The organism is Microvirga sesbaniae (genome assembly GCF_025460805.1).
Classification (GTDB): domain Bacteria; phylum Pseudomonadota; class Alphaproteobacteria; order Rhizobiales; family Beijerinckiaceae; genus Microvirga; species Microvirga sesbaniae.
In genome coordinates, this window is record NZ_JAMXFJ010000016.1 from 82,737 (window position 1) to 100,603 (window position 17,867).

At 67.8% G+C, this 17,867-nt stretch carries 19 protein-coding genes; 5 read left to right on the forward strand and 14 right to left on the reverse strand.

Going from position 1 to position 17,867, the window contains the following annotated elements; genetic code table 11:
- The 4 genes from OCW50_RS20620 to OCW50_RS20635 form a co-directional block, all read right to left on the reverse strand.
- Complete coding sequence (locus OCW50_RS20620) at nucleotides 1-612, reverse strand: TPM domain-containing protein (protein WP_262298771.1); 612 nt, start codon at nucleotides 610-612, stop codon at nucleotides 1-3.
- Nucleotides 613-1,365, reverse strand: coding sequence for a TPM domain-containing protein (locus tag OCW50_RS20625; RefSeq protein WP_262298772.1), 753 nt, complete (start codon nucleotides 1,363-1,365; stop codon nucleotides 613-615).
- Between the two features lie 265 nt (nucleotides 1,366-1,630).
- Nucleotides 1,631-2,236 carry a LemA family protein gene (locus tag OCW50_RS20630; protein WP_373371480.1) on the reverse strand — a complete coding sequence of 202 codons (606 nt, stop codon included), beginning with the start codon at nucleotides 2,234-2,236 and terminating at the stop codon, nucleotides 1,631-1,633.
- 401 nt (nucleotides 2,237-2,637) lie between these two features.
- The gene (locus tag OCW50_RS20635) at nucleotides 2,638-3,126 is read right to left on the reverse strand and encodes a hypothetical protein (protein ID WP_262270291.1); all 489 of its coding nucleotides are present in this window, start codon (nucleotides 3,124-3,126) and stop codon (nucleotides 2,638-2,640) included.
- 126 nt (nucleotides 3,127-3,252) lie between these two features.
- Between OCW50_RS20635 and OCW50_RS20640 the strand changes: the two genes are divergently transcribed.
- The gene (locus OCW50_RS20640; RefSeq protein ID WP_262298773.1) at nucleotides 3,253-3,759 is read left to right on the forward strand and encodes a hypothetical protein; all 507 of its coding nucleotides are present in this window, start codon (nucleotides 3,253-3,255) and stop codon (nucleotides 3,757-3,759) included.
- 255 nt (nucleotides 3,760-4,014) lie between these two features.
- Here OCW50_RS20640 and rlmN read toward each other — a convergent pair whose 3' ends face one another.
- The 3 genes from rlmN to OCW50_RS20655 all read right to left on the reverse strand — a co-directional run bounded on the left by rlmN (nucleotide 4,015) and on the right by OCW50_RS20655 (nucleotide 6,897).
- Nucleotides 4,015-5,340 (reverse strand): dual-specificity RNA methyltransferase RlmN, encoded by a 1,326-nt coding sequence (gene rlmN, locus OCW50_RS20645; protein WP_262298774.1) that lies wholly within the window; start codon nucleotides 5,338-5,340, stop codon nucleotides 4,015-4,017.
- A gap of 141 nt (nucleotides 5,341-5,481) precedes the next feature.
- Entirely contained in the window at nucleotides 5,482-6,207 is a 726-nt protein-coding gene (locus OCW50_RS20650) for a hypothetical protein (RefSeq protein ID WP_262298775.1), read from the reverse strand.
- Nucleotides 6,208-6,510: 303 nt separating this feature from the next.
- Nucleotides 6,511-6,897 (reverse strand): YkvA family protein, encoded by a 387-nt coding sequence (locus OCW50_RS20655; protein WP_373371481.1) that lies wholly within the window; start codon nucleotides 6,895-6,897, stop codon nucleotides 6,511-6,513.
- An 80-nt stretch (nucleotides 6,898-6,977) separates the two neighbouring features.
- Here OCW50_RS20655 and OCW50_RS20660 point away from each other — a divergent pair, with 80 nt between their 5' ends.
- Entirely contained in the window at nucleotides 6,978-7,763 is a 786-nt protein-coding gene (locus tag OCW50_RS20660; protein ID WP_262298776.1) for an SDR family NAD(P)-dependent oxidoreductase, read from the forward strand.
- 161 nt (nucleotides 7,764-7,924) lie between these two features.
- Here the strand turns inward: OCW50_RS20660 and OCW50_RS20665 are convergent, their stop codons facing one another.
- The 7 genes from OCW50_RS20665 to OCW50_RS20695 all read right to left on the reverse strand — a co-directional run bounded on the left by OCW50_RS20665 (nucleotide 7,925) and on the right by OCW50_RS20695 (nucleotide 13,064).
- Nucleotides 7,925-8,329 (reverse strand): GFA family protein, encoded by a 405-nt coding sequence (locus OCW50_RS20665; protein ID WP_262298777.1) that lies wholly within the window; start codon nucleotides 8,327-8,329, stop codon nucleotides 7,925-7,927.
- 3 nt (nucleotides 8,330-8,332) lie between these two features.
- Nucleotides 8,333-8,635 (reverse strand): 4a-hydroxytetrahydrobiopterin dehydratase, encoded by a 303-nt coding sequence (locus OCW50_RS20670; RefSeq protein ID WP_262270297.1) that lies wholly within the window; start codon nucleotides 8,633-8,635, stop codon nucleotides 8,333-8,335.
- 66 nt (nucleotides 8,636-8,701) lie between these two features.
- Complete coding sequence (locus OCW50_RS20675; RefSeq protein ID WP_262298778.1) at nucleotides 8,702-9,718, reverse strand: YeiH family protein; 1,017 nt, start codon at nucleotides 9,716-9,718, stop codon at nucleotides 8,702-8,704.
- 222 nt (nucleotides 9,719-9,940) lie between these two features.
- Nucleotides 9,941-10,531 carry a histidine phosphatase family protein gene (locus tag OCW50_RS20680; protein ID WP_262298779.1) on the reverse strand — a complete coding sequence of 197 codons (591 nt, stop codon included), beginning with the start codon at nucleotides 10,529-10,531 and terminating at the stop codon, nucleotides 9,941-9,943.
- Nucleotides 10,532-10,567: 36 nt separating this feature from the next.
- Complete coding sequence (gene thpR, locus OCW50_RS20685; RefSeq protein WP_262298780.1) at nucleotides 10,568-11,104, reverse strand: RNA 2',3'-cyclic phosphodiesterase; 537 nt, start codon at nucleotides 11,102-11,104, stop codon at nucleotides 10,568-10,570.
- A 189-nt stretch (nucleotides 11,105-11,293) separates the two neighbouring features.
- A complete protein-coding gene (locus OCW50_RS20690) occupies nucleotides 11,294-12,337 on the reverse strand; it encodes an aldo/keto reductase (RefSeq protein ID WP_262298781.1) in 1,044 nt (347 codons plus the stop codon).
- A 64-nt stretch (nucleotides 12,338-12,401) separates the two neighbouring features.
- A complete protein-coding gene (locus OCW50_RS20695) occupies nucleotides 12,402-13,064 on the reverse strand; it encodes an arylesterase (RefSeq protein WP_262298782.1) in 663 nt (220 codons plus the stop codon).
- A gap of 72 nt (nucleotides 13,065-13,136) precedes the next feature.
- Here OCW50_RS20695 and OCW50_RS20700 point away from each other — a divergent pair, with 72 nt between their 5' ends.
- The 3 genes from OCW50_RS20700 (at nucleotide 13,137) to OCW50_RS20710 (ending at nucleotide 17,442) form a co-directional block, all read left to right on the forward strand.
- A complete protein-coding gene (locus OCW50_RS20700) occupies nucleotides 13,137-13,829 on the forward strand; it encodes an ABC transporter ATP-binding protein (RefSeq protein WP_262270303.1) in 693 nt (230 codons plus the stop codon).
- Between the two features lie 12 nt (nucleotides 13,830-13,841).
- Nucleotides 13,842-16,430 (forward strand): ABC transporter permease, encoded by a 2,589-nt coding sequence (locus tag OCW50_RS20705; RefSeq protein ID WP_262298783.1) that lies wholly within the window; start codon nucleotides 13,842-13,844, stop codon nucleotides 16,428-16,430.
- A 229-nt stretch (nucleotides 16,431-16,659) separates the two neighbouring features.
- The gene (locus OCW50_RS20710; protein WP_262298784.1) at nucleotides 16,660-17,442 is read left to right on the forward strand and encodes a Bax inhibitor-1/YccA family protein; all 783 of its coding nucleotides are present in this window, start codon (nucleotides 16,660-16,662) and stop codon (nucleotides 17,440-17,442) included.
- The last annotated feature ends 425 nt before the right edge of the window (nucleotides 17,443-17,867 follow it).

Here is a 17,867-nt window from a genome sequence, read left to right on the forward strand (position 1 = left end):
TCAAGGCAGGATGATGACCTTGTTGGGCAGCTCGTCCACGTCGTCGAGGCGGGGCGGGGCGTGCTCGGCCAGGATCGCGCCCGTGCGCCGGATCGCCACGATCAGGCCGTCCGTCATGCGCCCGTCCCGGATCGTCCGGGTCAGGTCGGCCACGATGTCGGCCCAAATCCCGGCATCGACCCGGTCGGCGATGCCCGTATCGGCCAGGATCTCGGCGTGGTGCTCGGCGAGCGCCAGATAGATCAGCACGCCCGTCTTCTCCCGGGTCCGGGTGAGCCCCCGGCGCAGGAACTCCCGGGAGGCCGCCTCATGACCCTGAGCCCGCTTGAGGGAGCGCGGCACGAGGGCGTAGCGCAGCTTCGGCCAGGACAGGATGAGACCCAGGGCGAGCGCCACCGCGAGCTGGATCAGGAAGATCCGCGCCGTGCTGACCGAGGTGAGCCAGATCAGCGGCCAGGGCGTGACCAGGGCGGCGAGAAGGGACCAGAGCAGGGGGATTTCACGGTAGTGCCCCGCCTGCTCGGCCAGCACGAGCACGATCTCCCCGGAGGTCTCGTCCTCCACGTCGCTGATCGCCCGGGCGAGGCGCGCCTGATCGTCGGGTGAAATCATCTACCAGCTCCCCGAGGCGCCGCCGCCGCCCGAGGAGCCGCCGCCCCCGGAGAAGCCGCCCCCGCCGGACCATCCACCGCCGCCTCCGGACCATCCGCCGCCCGGCCAGCCGCCGGTGGTGACGATCCAGGGGCCGCGCCGCCCCCGCCCGACGCCCCGCGCGCGGCCGGCCCCCATCATGCGCGAGATCAGGAAGAACAGGATCAGCAGGAACACGAAGGCGATCACCGGGTCGATGCTCGTGGTGCCGTCCTCCCGCACCTCGGCCCGGCGGTGCCATTCCTCCGCGTCCCCGGTCAGGATCGACAGCATGGCGTCGACACCCGCATCGATGCCGCCTGAAAAATTGCCCTTCTGGAACTGCGGTGCGATCGCCGTGGTGATGATGACCTTGGACAGCGCGTCGGTGAGGGCGCCCTCCAGCCCGTATCCCACCTCGATGCGCACCTTCCTCTCCTGCGGGGCCACGAGGAGGAGGGCGCCGTTGTTCTTCTGCTTCTGGCCGAGCTGCCAGTGCCGGAAGAGGCGGTTGGCGTAATCCTCGATCGGATAGCCGTCCAGCGACGGCACCGTCGCGACCACCACCTGATCGGTGGTCTTGTCCTCGTGCGCCTTCAGTTTCGCCTCGAGGGCCGTCCGCTCCTCTGCCTTGAGGAGACCCGCCGCATCGACGACGCGTCCGGTGAGCTGGGGAAAGGTCTGGGCGAGACAGGGGAGGGGCGCAAGAAGAACGAGAAGAGCGATGAAGAGCACTGCCCATCGTGTTCCCTCCCGGCGGGAGGGGAGGGCGGTCGAAAGGGCGCGATCGGGTGAGGTCGCTCCGTCATGGCCAGGCCCGACCCGCCCATCCCGATGTCGAAAAGCGCCGCGCTCGTCGTGACCGGGATCACCGGCACGAGGCCCGCGATGACACGGTGGAGTGATCATCCGAGGCTCACTTCCTTGAGCGGCGCATCGTTCGGGGCGGACCCAGCGGGCCGCGCAAGCGAAAACCGGGTCCACTTTTCCGCACGATGCGCTAGAACTTCACCTCGGGCGGACGGTCGGAGCCGGCCGTGGCCGTGAAGGTCTCCATGGGCTTGGCGTCCGGATAGACGATGGCGGCGATCCAGCGTCCGGGAATCGTGCGCAGTTCCGTGTTGTAGGCCTGCACGGTCGAGATGTAGTCGCGCCGGGCCACCGCGATTCGGTTCTCGGTGCCTTCGAGCTGGGACTGGAGGGCCAGGAAATTGGCGTTCGATTTCAGCTCCGGGTAGCGCTCGACGGTGGCGAGCAGCCGGCCCAGCGCTCCGGAGAGCTGGTTCTGCGCCTCCTGGAACTGACGGAACTTCTCGGGATCCGTGACCGTGGAGGCATCGACCCGGATCTGGGTCGCCTTCGCGCGGGCCTCGGTGACCTGGGTCAGCACCTCGCGCTCCTGCTGGGCGAAGCCCTTCACGGTCTCGACCAGGTTGGGGATCAGATCGGCCCGGCGCTGATACTGGTTCTGCACCTCGCTCCAAGCGGCCTTGGCCTGCTCCTGCAGGGTCGGAACATTGTTGATGCCGCAGGCCGACAGCCCGAACGCCAGAAGCATGCCGGTGAGAGCAACACGGATCCGGGCCGGCAAAAGCAGGGCTGTCATGTCTGTCCTTCTCGCGATTCGGTTCCGGGAACCTTTGCTGGAATGAACACATGGGGCAGGGACGCGCGTTCAACAAGCCGCTTTCGGTCGGCCGTGCACATCGGAGTGGGTCGTGCCGGCTCGGGCGAACCCGCATCGTCCGAACGGCCTAGAGCATCGGACCCAAAAGTGGAAACCAGTTTTGGGATTGGATCCGATGCTCAACTCTTGGCTGGCGCATCGTTCGACGCGAAAAACCGGGTCCACTTTTTCGCACGATGCGCTAGCCGGTCATTCGGCCAGCCGGCCGAATTGCGCGGGAGTCTGACACGGTCCACAGTCTCGGGACTGGCTCTGGCGGCCAGGTCCTCCCGAAACTTCGGAGGCGGCATGGGGGCATGCTGCCTCCACCTTCTTTGGCCTCAGGGGATCTTTTCGTCGAACTGGGCTGGTCCTGTCTTCCGCCCTCCGATGATCGCCCAGTAGACGAGGCCGGCGACCGCTCCGGTCAGGCCGAGCACGAGGCTCACGTGCAGCTCCGCCGGCGAGGCGATCCGGGCGGATCCGCGCAGGATGAAGGGCACGGCCGCCGTCAGGATGCCGGTGGCCAACGCGTGCCAGAGCAGGCTGCGCATGCCCAGCACCTCGCTGACGACCGCGACCATGAGCGGAGGAAGGACCAGCAGGGTGAAGACGATCCGGCCGACGGTCAGGAGTGCGCCCTCCACGATCGGCCCGGGATCCTCGGCGGCGAACACCGCGTCCACCAGGGACCAGAAGCCGACGAACAGCGTGTCGCCGGTCAGTACCGCCATGACCGGGTCGACGATGGACGCGATGAGGAGGAAGGTGCCGCTCGCGCCGATGGCGATGAGAAGCGCGAACGGGATCAGGAGAAGCCAGCGGATCATGCGGGCGCATAGTGGCAAAGTTCACGTCTCCCTGCCAGAGGCGCCATGGTCCGGCCGGTTCGCCAATCCCGACATTGTGCTAGTTTAACGACCGGGCGGCGGGCATCCACGCAGGAGGAGGACGCCATGGCCACGTCGAAGCTGGACGAGCGGCGGCTCATGTCGGACGAGGAATTCACCCTTGTCGAGCAGACCCGGTATCCGGTGCTGGGCCGGCTGGAGGATTCGGCGATCGCGGAGCTGACCCGGCGCCTGCGCGAGCGCCGCGACCGGGCCCGGGACATCGCCCGCCGCCAGCGCCGGGAGGTGCGCGGCAAGGGCCGTCAGGCGACGACCTTCGAGCAGCAGGACGCCGGCAACCGCCAGAAGGCGCGGGTCCTCGCCGAGGCGCTGACCCGGATCAACAGCGAGCGCACGCACCGGAAAGCCGAGGAACTGCGCGCCAACGCCCGCCGCGCCTATGCGATGCGCGAGGGAACCGAGACGCCGGCGCGGCCGGATTCCGGCAGGACGCCTCGGACGGGCATGCGCAAGAACGCGAGCCACCGCCGCGACCGGATCGTCGATCCGATGGATGCCGGCCGGGTCTCGCAGGCAGGCAAGCGCGCCCAGGCGGCGCGGGACAACGCTTAGAGCATTTTTCGGTGAAGTGGATACGGTTCACCGTCAAAACATGCGGCTCGGCGAAGAAGAGAGTTGAATCCACGTAAGTGGAAGCAGCTCTAGAGAATGGCGCGGATGTCCGCAGGGCTTCCGTCATCACCGGCCTTGTGCCGGTGATCCCGATCGGAAAGACTCGGCGCTTCACAGGATCGGGATGGCCGGCACAAGGCCGGCCATGACGGGGAGATGGTCGTTCCGACGGCCGCGCTACGCGAGCCTCGGAGCCTATTCCCCGTTCCCCACTGCGTAGACGCCCTCGGCCCCGATGCCCTGCTCGGCCATCATGCGGGCGCGGGCGCGCAGCTTCTCGGTCTCGCTCTTGAGCTGGCCGCAGGCGGCCAGGATGTCGCGGCCGCGCGGGGTGCGCACCGGCGAGGCATAGCCGGCCCGGTAGACGATCTCGGAAAAGCGCTCGATCCGCTCCCAGTCCGAGCACTCGTATTTCGAGCCCGGCCAGGGATTGAACGGGATCAGGTTGATCTTGGCCGGGATGCCCTTGAGCAGGCGCACGAGTTCCCGGGCATCGGCGTCGGAATCGTTGACGCCTTTCAGCATCACGTATTCGAACGTGATGCGGCGGGCGTTCGACAGGCCCGGATAGGCCCGGCAGGCATCGAGCAGCTGCTTGATGTCGTATTTGCGGTTGATCGGCACCAGCTCGTCGCGCAGCTCGTCGCGCACCGCATGCAGGGAGATCGCCAGCATGGTGTTGGCCTCGGCGCCGAGCCGCTCCATCTGCGGCACGACCCCGGAGGTCGACACCGTGATGCGGCGGCGGGACAGGGTCAGCCCCTCGCCATCCGACATGACGTCGATGGCGGCGATCACGTCGCCTATGTTGTAGAGCGGCTCGCCCATGCCCATGAACACGATGTTGGACACGAAGCGTCCGCCGTCGGTCGGCAAAAGTCCCTTCTCTCGGGCGCCGTCCGGCGGGGTGGCGTCGGGCCAGTCGCCGATGGCATCGCGGGCCACGATGAGCTGCGCCACGATCTCGGCCGAGGTCAGGTTGCGCACCAGGCGCTGGGTGCCCGTGTGGCAGAACGAGCAGGTGAGCGTGCAGCCGACCTGGCTCGACACGCACAGGGTGCCGCGGTCGACCTCCGGGATGTACACGCACTCGATCTCCGCGCCCTTGTCGAGCGGGCCCGTCGAGGGCATGCGGATCAGCCACTTGCGGGTGCCGTCCTTCGAGACCTGCTCGGAGACCACCTGCGGGCGGGCGAGCGTGTAGGCGGCGGCGAGCTTCGCGCGCAGCTCCTTGCCCACGTTGGTCATCTCGGCGAAGTCCTTCGCTCCGCGGAAATAGATCCAGTGCCAGAGCTGGGCCACGCGCATCTTCAACTCGCGCTCCGGCACGCCGATGGCGGCCAGGGATTCCTTCAGCTGGTCCCGGGTGAGGCCGACGAGGGAGGCGCCGCCCGGGGCGGCGCCCGCCACGGCGTTCAGCTCCGCGGTCTTTTCGATGAACCCGGCCGCGCGCGCGGTATCGCTCACGGCCACGGTGGCCGCATTGGGGTTGCGCTTGGCGATGTCGAGCACCGTCGCCATGGGAAATCTCAAGCCTCGTTGTTGGGAATCGGCGTGCCTATAGCACGATTGCGCCGAAACCGTGAGCCTTCAAACGCAAAATTCCGGGCGCGAGACCCGGAACATGCTCATTGAGACGCGGATTTTCAACCATGCGCGGGCTTACGAAGCGCATTCCTTCCGGGCGTGCTCCAGGGCCTTGCCGAAGCCGTTCAGGGAATAGCGGTCCGTCAGGCTCGCGCCACGGGCCGACTGCATCTTCACGGTCACGGTCCCGCTGCGGGCCATGGTGGCGATCGCCTGGCCTTCCTCGGCGGGGTTCTTGAGCCAGGCATTGGCCGCCTTGGTGATCAGCGCGTAGGAGGCGTTGCCGACGGCGGCTTCCGCCGGGCCGTTCTCCTTGGCCGTGAAGCCGAGCACCAGGGCGACCTCGTTCTTCACGTTCTCCGCCGGGCGGAAGGACACGAAGAGATAGGCCGGGTCGCGGTTCACGTTCTTCGGCAGCCGGTCCTTGGGCTGGCTGAGCGCGTAGCAGATCTTGGAGCGGCCGGTCTGGGCCGTGTAGACGCCCCAATCGCCGTATGAGGTCAGCAGCGAGGCGCCGCCCGGGCCCGTCGCCGCCTGGGCCGGCCTGGCGGCGGCTGCCGCGCCGGCGGCGGCTCCTGCGGCGGCCGCGGTAGGCTTGGCCGCGTTGGTCTTAGCCGCATTGGCCTTGGCCGCCGGAGCGGGGTTGGGCTTCGTCGCCGGGGCCGGCTTGGCCGGAGTTCCGCGGGTCGATTGCGGCGTCGAACGTCCGGATTGAGCCAGGGCTGCCGGCCCGGTTCCGATGACGACGAAGGCGGAAAGGATGCCCGCGGCGATGCCGCGCTGGAGAGATGCAGGTATCATGGGGCGGACCATACAGGCGGATGGTTAAGAACTCTTCACCATCTCCGTTAAGGCCGCGCCCCGGTCTTGGCGATGCGTCGAAACGTGGCGGTTTCTGTCCTCGACCAGTGTCTGGCGCACGCCAGGACAAGAAAGAAGGGCCGCCTTTCGGGCGGCCCAAGGTGGTTCTGCAAAGCTTGTTCGTCTTTAAAAGCCGGAGGAAGGAAATGACTTTGTTGCGAACGACTCATCTTTACGTTACCTATAATAACATTGCAATAAGTCAATATTCTTTGTTATGAATATGCTCCTAAGGCCAAGCTTTCAGGCGTGCTCGATCGCATCTCCGAGAGCCTTCCGGGCCCTCTCCTTGTGTTCTTCCGTTATGGAACCGGCAACCTGCGTAATCGCGGCCGCCAGGACCGCTGCGTCATCGGCAAAGCCGAACACGGGCAGAAGGTCTGTGATGGCATCGGCCGGAAAGACGAAATACGCGATGGCCCCGAGAAGGATGATCTTCACGCGGCTCGGAGTCGACGGATCGGTCGCGCAGAAGAAAGCCGCCACGAGATCCTCGGCGAAGGGAATTCTGCCTGCAACCCGCTTCAGCTTGACCCAGAAGCGGCGCTTGAGGCTTTCCTCGTCCTGGGTCTCCTTGCGGATGGCCTCCATCTCGGCCTTGGAGAAAGGCTTCATGAAGGGTTCACTCATTCAACAGGCTCCTTCCATGGGATGCGTTTCCGCTGCGTCAGGGATAGCTTAAGACATCGCCGGGCGAAGGGAGAAAAGCGATGAAGCTCGACAAATTGATGGCAGCCGTCGTGACCGGAGGGGCGTCCGGCCTCGGCGAGGCTACGGCCCGGATGCTGGCCTCCGGCGGTGCGAAGGTCGCGATCCTGGACATGAACGCCGAACGCGGCGAGGCGGTTGCCCGGGAGATCGGCGCCGTCTTCTGTCAGGCCGACGTGACCGACGAGGCGTCGATCGATTCGGCGCTTGCCGCCGCCCGAGCGGCCAACGGCATCGAGCGCATCCTGGTCAACTGCGCGGGCATCGCGCCCGGCAAGCGCACGGTGGCGAAGAAGCGCGAGACTGGAGAACTGATCCCCCACGACGTGGCGAGCTTCCGCCGGGCGGTCGAAATCAACCTGATCGGCACCTACGCGATGATCGCCAAATGCGCCACCGCCATGGCCGGGCTCGATCCGGTCACGCCCGACGGCGGGCGCGGAGTCATCGTCAACACCTCGTCGGTGGCCGCCCAGGACGGACAGATCGGGCAGGCCGCCTACGCGGCCTCCAAGGGCGGCGTGCTGGGGCTGACGCTGCCCGTCGCCCGTGACCTGTCGGGCTTCGGCATCCGGGTGATGACGATCATGCCGGGCCTGTTCCACACGCCGCTCTTCGAGGGCATCGCGGAGGATTACCGCAAGGCGCTCGAGGCCAACGTGCCGTTCCCCTCGCGCCTCGGCCGGCCCGAGGAATACGCCGCGCTCGTGAAGGCCATCATCGAGAACGACATGCTCAACGGCGAGGGCATCCGCCTCGACGGCGCGTTGCGGATGCAGCCGAAATAGGAGAGGCCGAGCGGGCGGTCGCCCCTGTTCGTCATCACCGGGCTTGTCCCGGTGATCCCGATGCTGCGGAGGGCCGCACCTTTCCGATGGCATGGCCGGCACAAGGCCGGCCATGCCGTCGAGGGTTACTCATGCGGGCCGGGTGAACCCTGTCCTGCCGCTCAGGCCGCGCCGCCCCGGTTCTCGGGAAAGCTTTCCAGATCCGGAATGCGCAGCCAGTGCTCCCGGCGCCGGGCCCAGGCCTCGTAGGTGGGGGTGAAGAGATTGGGCTCGTCGAAGGCCCCGAGCTTGATCTCGATCTCGGAGTCGGAATCCCGGTCGAAGACCTGCGAGCCGCACACAACGCAGAAGCAGCGCTCGCTCTCGGGCGTCGCCGACCAGCCCCGGAACGCGCCCGAGACCGTCACCTCGTCGACGGGGTAGATCACGTAGGCATTGAACGGCGCGCCGCTGATCTTGCGGCAGGTCATGCAATGGCAGAGCCCGACGCGCTTCGGCTCGCCCCGGGCCTGGAAGGTCAGCTGCCCGCAGGCGCAGCCGCCCGTCCGGATGCGTGTCTCCGTCATGGCCTATCCCTTCGCCAGTCCGGCGGCCATCCGGTCCATGCGCTGCGCCAGCTCGACGTCGCGGCGCGTGAGGCCCTTGGCGTCATGGGTGGCGAGGGTGACCTCGACCCGGTTGTAGGTGTTCGACCATTCCGGATGGTGGTTCATGGCCTCGGCGATGAGCGCCACGCGGGTCATCCAGGCGAATGCGGCATTGAAATCGTCGAAGACGAAGCGCTTGTGGAGGGCGTCGCGCCCTTCGACGAGCGCCCAGCCGTCGAGGGCCGGCAGGAGTTCGGAACGTTCGGCGTCGGTCAGGCGGGGCATGGGCGCACGTCAGGGGCAGGAGGGGACTGCCCTAGTGATGACGCGCCCGAGCGATGTTTCAAGGCCTCATGCGATCCCGAGCAGCCGGATCAGGCCCAGGCTGATCGCGATCAGCACCAGGAGCGAGAGCGTCACGGCGAGCGTCACCCGGGCGCCGACCCGGCTCAGAATCCGGAGATCCACCCCGAGGCCCAGGGCCGCCATGGCGATGACGGTGAGCAGCGTCGCGATCGGCACGACCGCCCGCAGGACCACGTCAGGAATGACTCCGAGGGACCGCAGCAGGGCGAGACCCAGGAACCCGACGATGAACCACGGCACGAGCCGGCTCCAGGCGAGACTCGGCTTCGCGTCCGCCGTGCTCCGGCCCGCGACCAGGGACAGGCCGATCACCACCGGGCCGAGCATCAGCACGCGCACAAGCTTCACCAGGGTGCCGAGCTGCGTGCTGACGAGGCTCACCGGCACGGTGGCGGCCAGCACCTGCGGCACCGCATAGACGGTCAATCCCGCGAGCACCCCGTATTGCGTCATCGACAGGCCGAGAAGCGGCACCAGCAGGGGCAGGCTGAGCACGACGATCACCCCGAGAATGGCCGTGAACGCGATCGCCGAGGCGACGTCCTCGGGCTTCGCCCCGATGACGGGCGCGACCGCCGCGATGGCCGAGTTGCCGCAGATCGAGTTGCCGCAGGCCACCAGCATGGCCATGCGCTTCGGCAGCCCGAGCCACCGCCCGAGCCCGTAGCTCGCCCCGATGGCGAGCGCCACCACGACGGCGATGCCCAGGATGAGGCCGGGGCCCGCGTCGAGAACCGCCTGGAAGCTGATCGACGCACCCAGGAGCATCACGGCGATCTCGAGCAGGGTCCTGGCGGAAAAGCCGATTCCCGGGGTCCAGCGCCGGTCCGGCGTCCAGAGGGTCCGCACCAGGGTGCCGAGCAGGATGGCGATCACGAGGGCCTCGAGCCAGGGCCGTCCGGTCCAGTGCTCCTCCGCCCATTGCAGCCCCATGGCGGCCAGCGCGATCGCCGCGCACAAGGCGGTGCCGGGCGCTGCTTGCGCGATGCGGGTGCGGATCATGGGGTTGCGTCAGTCCTGGGTCTTCGGCTCAGGGGCTAGTCCCATGGCGCCGCGGATGCAAGCGCAAACGGCAGCCGACATCGCCTCCAGGTCATCACCGGGCGTGTCCCGGTGATCCCGATGACGTGAGGCGCAGCGCCCTTAGCCCATCGCGATGGCCGCCACAAGGCCGGCCATGACGGAAGAGGGGCATCTCCGGCGCCCGGAACGACGAGATCGTCCTCAGGCGGCGAACCCATCCTCGATGGCGCGCCAATCCTGCGTCAGCGCGACCAAGTCCCGGTCGATGACGATGAAGCAGCCGCCGCCGGGATGGGACGGGCGGCTTTCCCGTCCGATCGCGACCCCCTGCAGATGGGCCGTGAGCAGGCATCCGACCCCTCCGTGAGACACCACCACGATGTCGCCCGCGGTCTCGTCCTCGTGCAGGATCCGGCGGATGGCGTTCACGATCCGCGTCTGCGCGTCGATGGCGCGTTCCCAGCCGCGGATGCTCTCGTGCGGACGGCCGAAGAACTCGCGCACCACCTCCCAGAATTCCGGCGGCGCGATGAAGCCCGTGGACGAGCGGTCGTTCTCGCCCAGATCCTCGTCGGTGTCATAGGACAGGCCGAGGCTCTCCGCCACGATGGCGGCGCCGTCCATGGCCTTTCGTTCGGTGCTGGCATAGACGGCGGACACGTCCCTGTCCGCGAGCATCGCGGCGAAGCGCTCCATGCGGGCGCGCCCGGTGGCATTCAGGGGCCATTGGGGAACGGGCTGGTCGGGGTCGATGACCACTTCGGGATGGGTGATGAAGATGAGCGAGGCCATCGGGCTGCTCTACCGGCCTCGCATCCGCCCGTCGAGCTAGCCCAAGGGATAGGCCGCCTCGACGATGTAGGGCCCGCCGCCGACCGAGTTCCGCGAGGAGTACAGGACGAAGCGGTCGGCCGTGAAGGTCAGCTTGGGGAAGTGGCCCCGGGTCGCGATGTAATCCGCTACGTCGATGGGCGAGACGTTGCGCAGGCGCGCCAGGGTCACGTGCGGGGTGAACTTGCGGGTCTCCGGGGGCAGGCCGACTTGGCGCAGGAGGCGCTCCTGCTCGGCCTGCAGCTCGTTCAGCTCGCCGTTGCCGGACGTACGGGCGAAGACCGCCCGGGGCTTGCCGCCCCCGAAGGTGTCGAGCCCGTCGATGACGATGGTCAGCGGCGCCCGCTGGCGCCGCTCCCCGAGGATCGACGTGACGTCGTCCGCCATGCGCTCGTCGATGTCGCCGATGAAGCGCAGGGTGAGGTGATAGTTCTCGGGATCGACCCAGCGGGCGCCCGGAAGGCCGCCGCGGAAGCCTGCCAGGGCAAGGCCGATCTCGGCCGGGATCTCGATGCCGGTGAAGAGACGGGGCATGCGGCACCTCCCGGGTTGATGGTGTTCAGACGATCGGTGGGAGGCGTTTGTTCCGCATGGGAACCGCCCCCTGTCATCACCGGGCTTGTCCCGGTGACCCGGATCGATTGAAGCGCCGAGCCTTATCGTATCGGGATGGCCGGCGAGAGGTGGGTGATGACTGCCCGGCCATGACGCGGCCGCTCGATCTCACGGGCACGGATTGCAGTGCTCGACATGGATCGCGTCGATGCGCTCCTCGAGCTCCGGCGTGATCGTCACGTCGATGGACGCGATGTCCGTCTTGAGCTGCTCCATCGAGGTCGCCCCGATGATGGTCGAGCCGACGAAGGGGCGGGAATTGACGAAGGCCAGCGCCATCTGGGCCGGATCCAGGCCGAATTCCCTGGCGAGAGCGATATATTTGCGGATCGCCGCCTCGGCGGTGGGATTCTCGTAGCGCTGGCCGCGGTTGAACAGGGTGGTCCGCGCTCCCGCCGGGCGGGCGCCGTCGAGATACTTGCCCGTCAGGTATCCCTGGGCCAGCGGCGAATAGGCGAGGAGGCTGACATTCTCGCGCATCGACACCTCCGCCAGGGCTACCTCGTAGGTGCGGTTGAGGAGGCTGTAGGCGTTCTGCACCGACTGCACCCGGGCCTGGCCCTTGGCGTCCGCATGCTTGAGGAACGTCATGGTGCCCCAGGCGCTCTCGTTGGAGAGGCCGAAATGGCGGATCTTCCCGGCCTTCACCAGGTCGGTCATGATCTCGACCGTCTCGTCGATCGGGTGCGAGGGACCGTCCTGGTGGCGGAAGATCGTCGGGTTCGAGCCCCAGGCCATGGGCCGGTCGGGCCAGTGGATCTGGTAGAGGTCGATGTAATCGGTCCCGAGCCGCTTCAGGCTCTTGTTGACCGCCTCCTCGACCTGGGCGCGCGAGAGCTCGCCCTTCGAGCCGTCGTCGCGGAACCAGGTGTTGTCGGAACGGCCGATCACCTTGGTGGCGAGGATCACCTTGTCGCGCGAGCCCCGCGCCTTGAACCAGGAGCCGATGATCCGCTCGGTCGAGCCCTGCGTCTCGGGCCGGGGCGGGATCGAGTAGAGCTCGGCCGTGTCGAAGAAGTTGATGCCCTGGTCGAGGGCAAAATCCATCTGCGCGTGGCCGTCGGCCTCCGTGTTCTGCTGGCCCCAGGTCATGGTGCCGAGGCAGATGAGGCTGACATTGAGATCCGTGCGGCCGAGGCGGCGGTATTCCATGGGGCAAGCTCCTCGCGGGGACATGATCCCCCGCGTTCAGGCGAGAATGAGGCGCCGACGGGGATCAGCGCTGAGACAGGCGGGCGAGAAAACTCTCGACGCTGGGCAGGATGCGCTCGACGATGATCTCGACCCCCCTGGCCGTCGGGTGCATGCCGTCGGGCAGGTTGAGGGACCGGTCGCCGGCGACTCCGTCCAGGAAGAAGGGATAGAGCACAAGGTCGTGCTTCTTCGCAATGTCCGGATAGAGGCTGTCGAATTTCTGCACGTAATCCGGCCCGAGGTTGCGCGAGGCGTACATGCCCGCGAGCAGGACCGGGATGTTGCGCGCCTTCAGGCGCTCCACGATGGCCTCCAGGTTCTTGCGGGTCCCGGCGGGATCGAGCCCGCGCAGCATGTCGTTGGCGCCGAGTTCCAGGATCACCCCGTCGGTGCCGTCCGGAACGGACCAGTCGAGCCGGTCGAGACCGCCCGAGGACGTGTCGCCGGACACCCCGGCATTGGCCACCTCCACATTGTACCCCTTGGCCTTGAGGGCCCGTTCCAGCACCACCGGGAAGGCCGCCTCCTGCGGCAGGTTGTAGCCGGCGCTCAGGCTGTCGCCGAGGGCCACCAGGCGGATGGTCCTCCCCTGCGCCAGGGCGCCGGACAGGGGGGCGATCATGGCGGCGAGGGCCGCCGCACACGCAAAAATGATCGTCATGAACGGGCCGGATTGGCGCTTCATCGATAGGCTTCCCATCTCTACCGGACTAGAACCGGGCAACTTCGGATTGTCCAACAGATCGGGTGAATGGGCATGCAGGACAAGGCCATCGCGCTGCACGACGTCGATTTGAGCCTCGGGCGCGGAGCCGCGCGCGTGCATATCCTCAAAGGCATTTCCCTGGACGTCGGCAGAGGCGAGGCGGTGGGGCTGGTCGGACCGTCGGGCTCGGGCAAGTCGACCCTGCTCATGACCATGGCCGGGCTCGAGCGTCCCGATTCGGGCCGGGTGATCGTCGACGGCACCGACCTGTCGGGGCTGGACGAGGACGCGCTGGCGCGCTTCCGGGGTCGGCGCATCGGCATCGTGTTCCAGTCCTTCCACCTCGTGCCGACCATGACGGCGCTGGAGAACGTGGCGCTCCCGCTGGAGCTCGCCGGCGATGGCGAGGCCTTCGAGCGCGCCGAGGCCGAATTGCAGGCCGTGGGGCTGGGCCACCGCCTGCACCATTATCCGGCGCAGCTCTCGGGCGGCGAGCAGCAGCGCGTGGCCATTGCCCGCGCCATCGTGCCCAACCCGGCGATCCTGGTGGCCGACGAACCCACGGGCAATCTCGACGAGACCACCGGGCAGTCCATCGTCGACCTGCTCTTCGCCCTCAAGCGCGACCGGGGCGCCACCCTGGTCCTCGTGACCCACGATCTCAACCTCGCCCGCCTGTGCGACCGGATGGTGCGCCTGCGTTCGGGGCAGGTGGAGGCCGGCGCGGCCTCGGCCGTGGCGTAAGGGATCTCGGTCATGCACGGCTCTCTCCCCGCCGCACCCCGGCCGCGCCCCGTTTCCGCGTCGCGCCTGCCCCTCCTGCTGCGTCTCGCGTTCCGCGAGCTGCGCGGCGGCCTGAGGGGCTTCGGCATCTTTCTCGCCTGCATCGCGCTCGGCGTGGCGGCCATCGCCAGCGTATCGTCCCTGTCCCGCTCCCTGACCGAGGGCATCTCCCGCGAGGGCCGGCGGATTCTCGGCGGCGACATGGCCTTCTCCCTGCTCCAGCGCGAGGCGGGGGCGCCCGAGCGGGCATTCCTGGAATCGCAGGGCCGGGTCAACGTGATCGCCACCATGCGGGCCATGGCGGTGGCCGGCGAGAAGGGCTCGGGGCTGGTGGAGATGAAGGCCGTCGACGGGGGCTATCCCACGGTCGGCACGCTTGAGACCGCTCCAACCCTCCCGCCTGCCGACCTCTTCGCCGAGCGCGACGGCGCCTTCGGGGCCGCGGTCGATCCGGCGCTCCTCGCCCGGCTCGACCTGAAGGTGGGCGACCGGGTCACGGTCGGGGCGGCCAACGTGGAGCTGCGCGCCCGCCTGGTGTCCGAGCCCGACAAGATCGCCGACGGCATCGGCTTCGGGCCGCGGCTCCTCCTCTCGCAGGAGGCCCTGAAGGCCACGGGCCTCGTCCAGCCGGGCAGCCTCGTGCGCTGGACCTACCGGCTCACCCTGCCGGCGGGCCAGTCCACCGAGGAGGGGCTGAGCCGGATCGAGGCCGAGGCGAACCGCGTCCTGCCGGAGGCCGGCTGGAACATCCGCACGCGCCTCAACGCGGATCCGCGCTTCGCCCGCAATATCGAGCGCTTCACCCAGTTCCTCACGCTCGTCGGCCTCACCGCACTCCTCGTCGGCGGCGTCGGCGTGGCCAATGCGGTGCGCGGCTTCGTCGACCGCAAGCGCGCCTCCATCGCGACCCTCAAGAGCCTGGGGGCTCCCGGCGGCCAGGTGGTGCTGCTCTATCTCGTCCAGGTGATGCTGATCGCCCTCGTGGGCATCGGCATCGGGCTGGCCTTCGGGGCCGTCCTGCCCTTCGTGGTGACCGGCCTCTTCGGTCATCTCCTGCCGATCCCGCTCCAGCCGACTCTCGCCTGGAACGAGCTCGGCATCGCGCTCCTCTATGGGGTGCTCACGGCCCTGGTCTTCGCGCTGGCGCCCCTCGGCCGGGCGCACGACGTGCCCGTGTCGGGCCTCTTCCGCGACCAGATCGACCCCGAGCGGCGCTGGCCGCGCAAGCGCTACATCGCGGCGCTCGTGCTCTCGGTCGCGGCGCTCGTCGGGTTGTCCCTGCTTGCGGCCTATGACCGGCGCATCGCCCTGATGTTCGTGGGCGCAGCCGCGGGCTCGTTCCTGCTCCTGCGTGTGGTGGCGCTCGGCATCATGGCGCTCGCGCGCCGCCTGCCGCGCCCCCGCCGGACGGCGCCGCGGCTCGCGCTCGCCAACATCCACCGGCCCGGCGCGCTGACGCCCTCCCTGGTCCTGTCGCTGGGTCTGGGCATCACGCTTCTCGTGACGCTTGCCCTCATCGACAGCAACCTGACCCGCCAGCTCACCCAGAGCCTGCCGGAGCGGGCGCCGAGCTTCTTCTTCCTCGACATCCCGAACCAGCAGGCGGATTCGTTCGAGAGCTTCCTCAGGAGCCAGGCCGGCGAGGCCCAGATCGAGCGCGTGCCCATGATGCGCGGACGCCTCGTGACCCTCGGCGGACGTCCCGTGGCCGAGGTCAAGGCGCCCGAGGACGTGTCCTGGGTGCTCGAGGGCGACCGCGGCATCACCTACGCGGCCAGGCCGCCGGAAGGCTCCAAGGTGGTCCAGGGCGAGTGGTGGCCTGACGATTATCGCGGCCGGCCGCTCGTGTCCTTCGACCGCAAGATCGCCGAGGGCCTCGGCCTCAAGATCGGAGACGAGATCACCGTCAACGTGCTCGGCCGCAACATCAGCGCGACCATTGCCAACCTGCGCGAGATCGAATGGCGCTCCATGGGCATCAACTTCGTCATGGTGTTCTCGCCCAACGCGTTTGCCGGCGCGCCGCACACGCATCTGGCCACCGTGACCTTCCCGAACGGCTCGGACGCGGCGCTCGACGCCCGGATCCTGAGAAGCTCCGCCCAGGCCTACCCGATGGTGACGAGCGTGCGGGTGAAGGATGCCCTGGAGGCGGTGAACGACGTGGTCTCGCAGCTCGTCATGGCGATCCGCGGCGCAAGCTCCATCGCGCTGATCGCGAGCCTCCTGGTCCTGGCCGGCGCGCTCGCCGCCGGACACCGGGCGCGGCTCTACGATGCGGTCGTGCTCAAGACCCTCGGCGCCACCCGGGCGCGGCTGCTCTCGGCCTATGCGCTCGAATACGGACTTCTCGGCCTCGCCACGGCGGCGTTCGGGCTGCTGGCGGGAACGCTCGCGGCCTATTTCATCATCACCCGCGTGATGAACCTGAGCTTTACCCTGGATCTCTCGGGCGCCGTCCTGGCCTGTGCGCTGGCGGTTCTCGTGAGCGTCGGTCTCGGCCTCGTCGGAACATGGCGGATCCTCAGTCAAAAGCCGGCGCTCTACTTGAGAAATCTTTGACGCCCGGTTCCTGTAAAGCCGTTATAGGAAAGCCGATGAACGGGTGTGAGGAGCAGCAGCCACTCTGCTCCTCCTTTTTCTTTGTCACGAAGATTTGAAGCTTGGCGCTGCCTCTTGCGCAACGCAGGCCCGCCCCTCATATTTTGCATGTCGCCGCACATGCGGCGGCCGAGGGCTGACTTCCCAGCCTTTCGAGGGAACACACGGGACACCGCGAGAAAGGACTCCGATGCAACCGTATGAGCAAAACCAAAACGCCTATGGCACCGGCTTTGCCCGGACGGCAGCTCAGGTCGACCAGGGCCTGCGCGCCTTCATGCTCGGCGTCTACAACAACATGGTCCTGGGCCTTGCCATCTCGGCCCTGGTCGCACTCGGCGTGAACATGCTGGCCACCACGAGCGATCCGTCGGCTGCGGTCGCCCGGATCGGCGGCGTCGGCCTGACCCAGTTCGGCGTCACCCTGTACACCACGCCCCTGATGTGGATCGTGGCGCTGGCACCTCTGGCGTTCATCTTCTTCTTCTCGTTCCGCATGGACCGGATGACGGCGGCCTCCGCCCGCGGCACCTTCTTCGCCTTCGCGGCGGTGATGGGCGCCTCGCTCTCGACGCTGCTCATCCGCTACACCGGCGCGAGCGTCGTGCAGGTGTTCTTCATCACGGCGGCGGCCTTCGGCTCGCTGTCGCTCTGGGGCTACACCACCAACCGCAGCCTGTCGGGCATGGGCTCGTTCCTGATCATGGGCCTCGTCGGCCTGATCCTGGCCTCGATCGTGAACATCTTCGTCGCCTCGAGCGCCTTGCAGTTCGGCATTTCCGTGATCGGCGTCCTGATCTTCGCAGGGCTGACCGCCTACGACACGCAGAAGCTGAAGGAGATGTACCTTTACGGCAACCTCGACTCCGAGGCGGCCGGCAAGGCCTCCGTGCTGGGCGCCCTGACCCTGTACCTGGACTTCATCAACATGTTCCAGTTCCTCCTCGCTCTCGTGGGCAACCGCAACCAGTGAGGACGAGCGGAGCAGACGCTCTCGAAGCCCCGGCCGGAAGGCCGGGGCTTTTGTTTTGACAGCTGCGCTTGGTGAGCGTCTCCAGCGTCGAACCCAGTTCTTGCGACCCGACGATGATCCACTCTTGGCTGGCCCATCGTTCATCGTGGCAACCGGACCCACTTTTCGCTGACGCGGCCCTCCGGGTCCGTGCGATGCTTCAAGCTTTTGTTTGGGAGCATCTTTCCACGCAAAACCGGTTCCCACTTTTGCGTCCGATGCTTGAAGCTTTTGTTTGGGAGCATCTTTCCACGCAAAACCGGTTCCCACTTGTGCAGCCGATGCTTGAGGCTCCGGGCGGGCGGTACGCGACCGAAGCTCACCTCGTCCGTCAGAGTTCGGCCCCAGCAGACGCAGTTAACCCCCCCATCGGAGAGGCCGCGCGT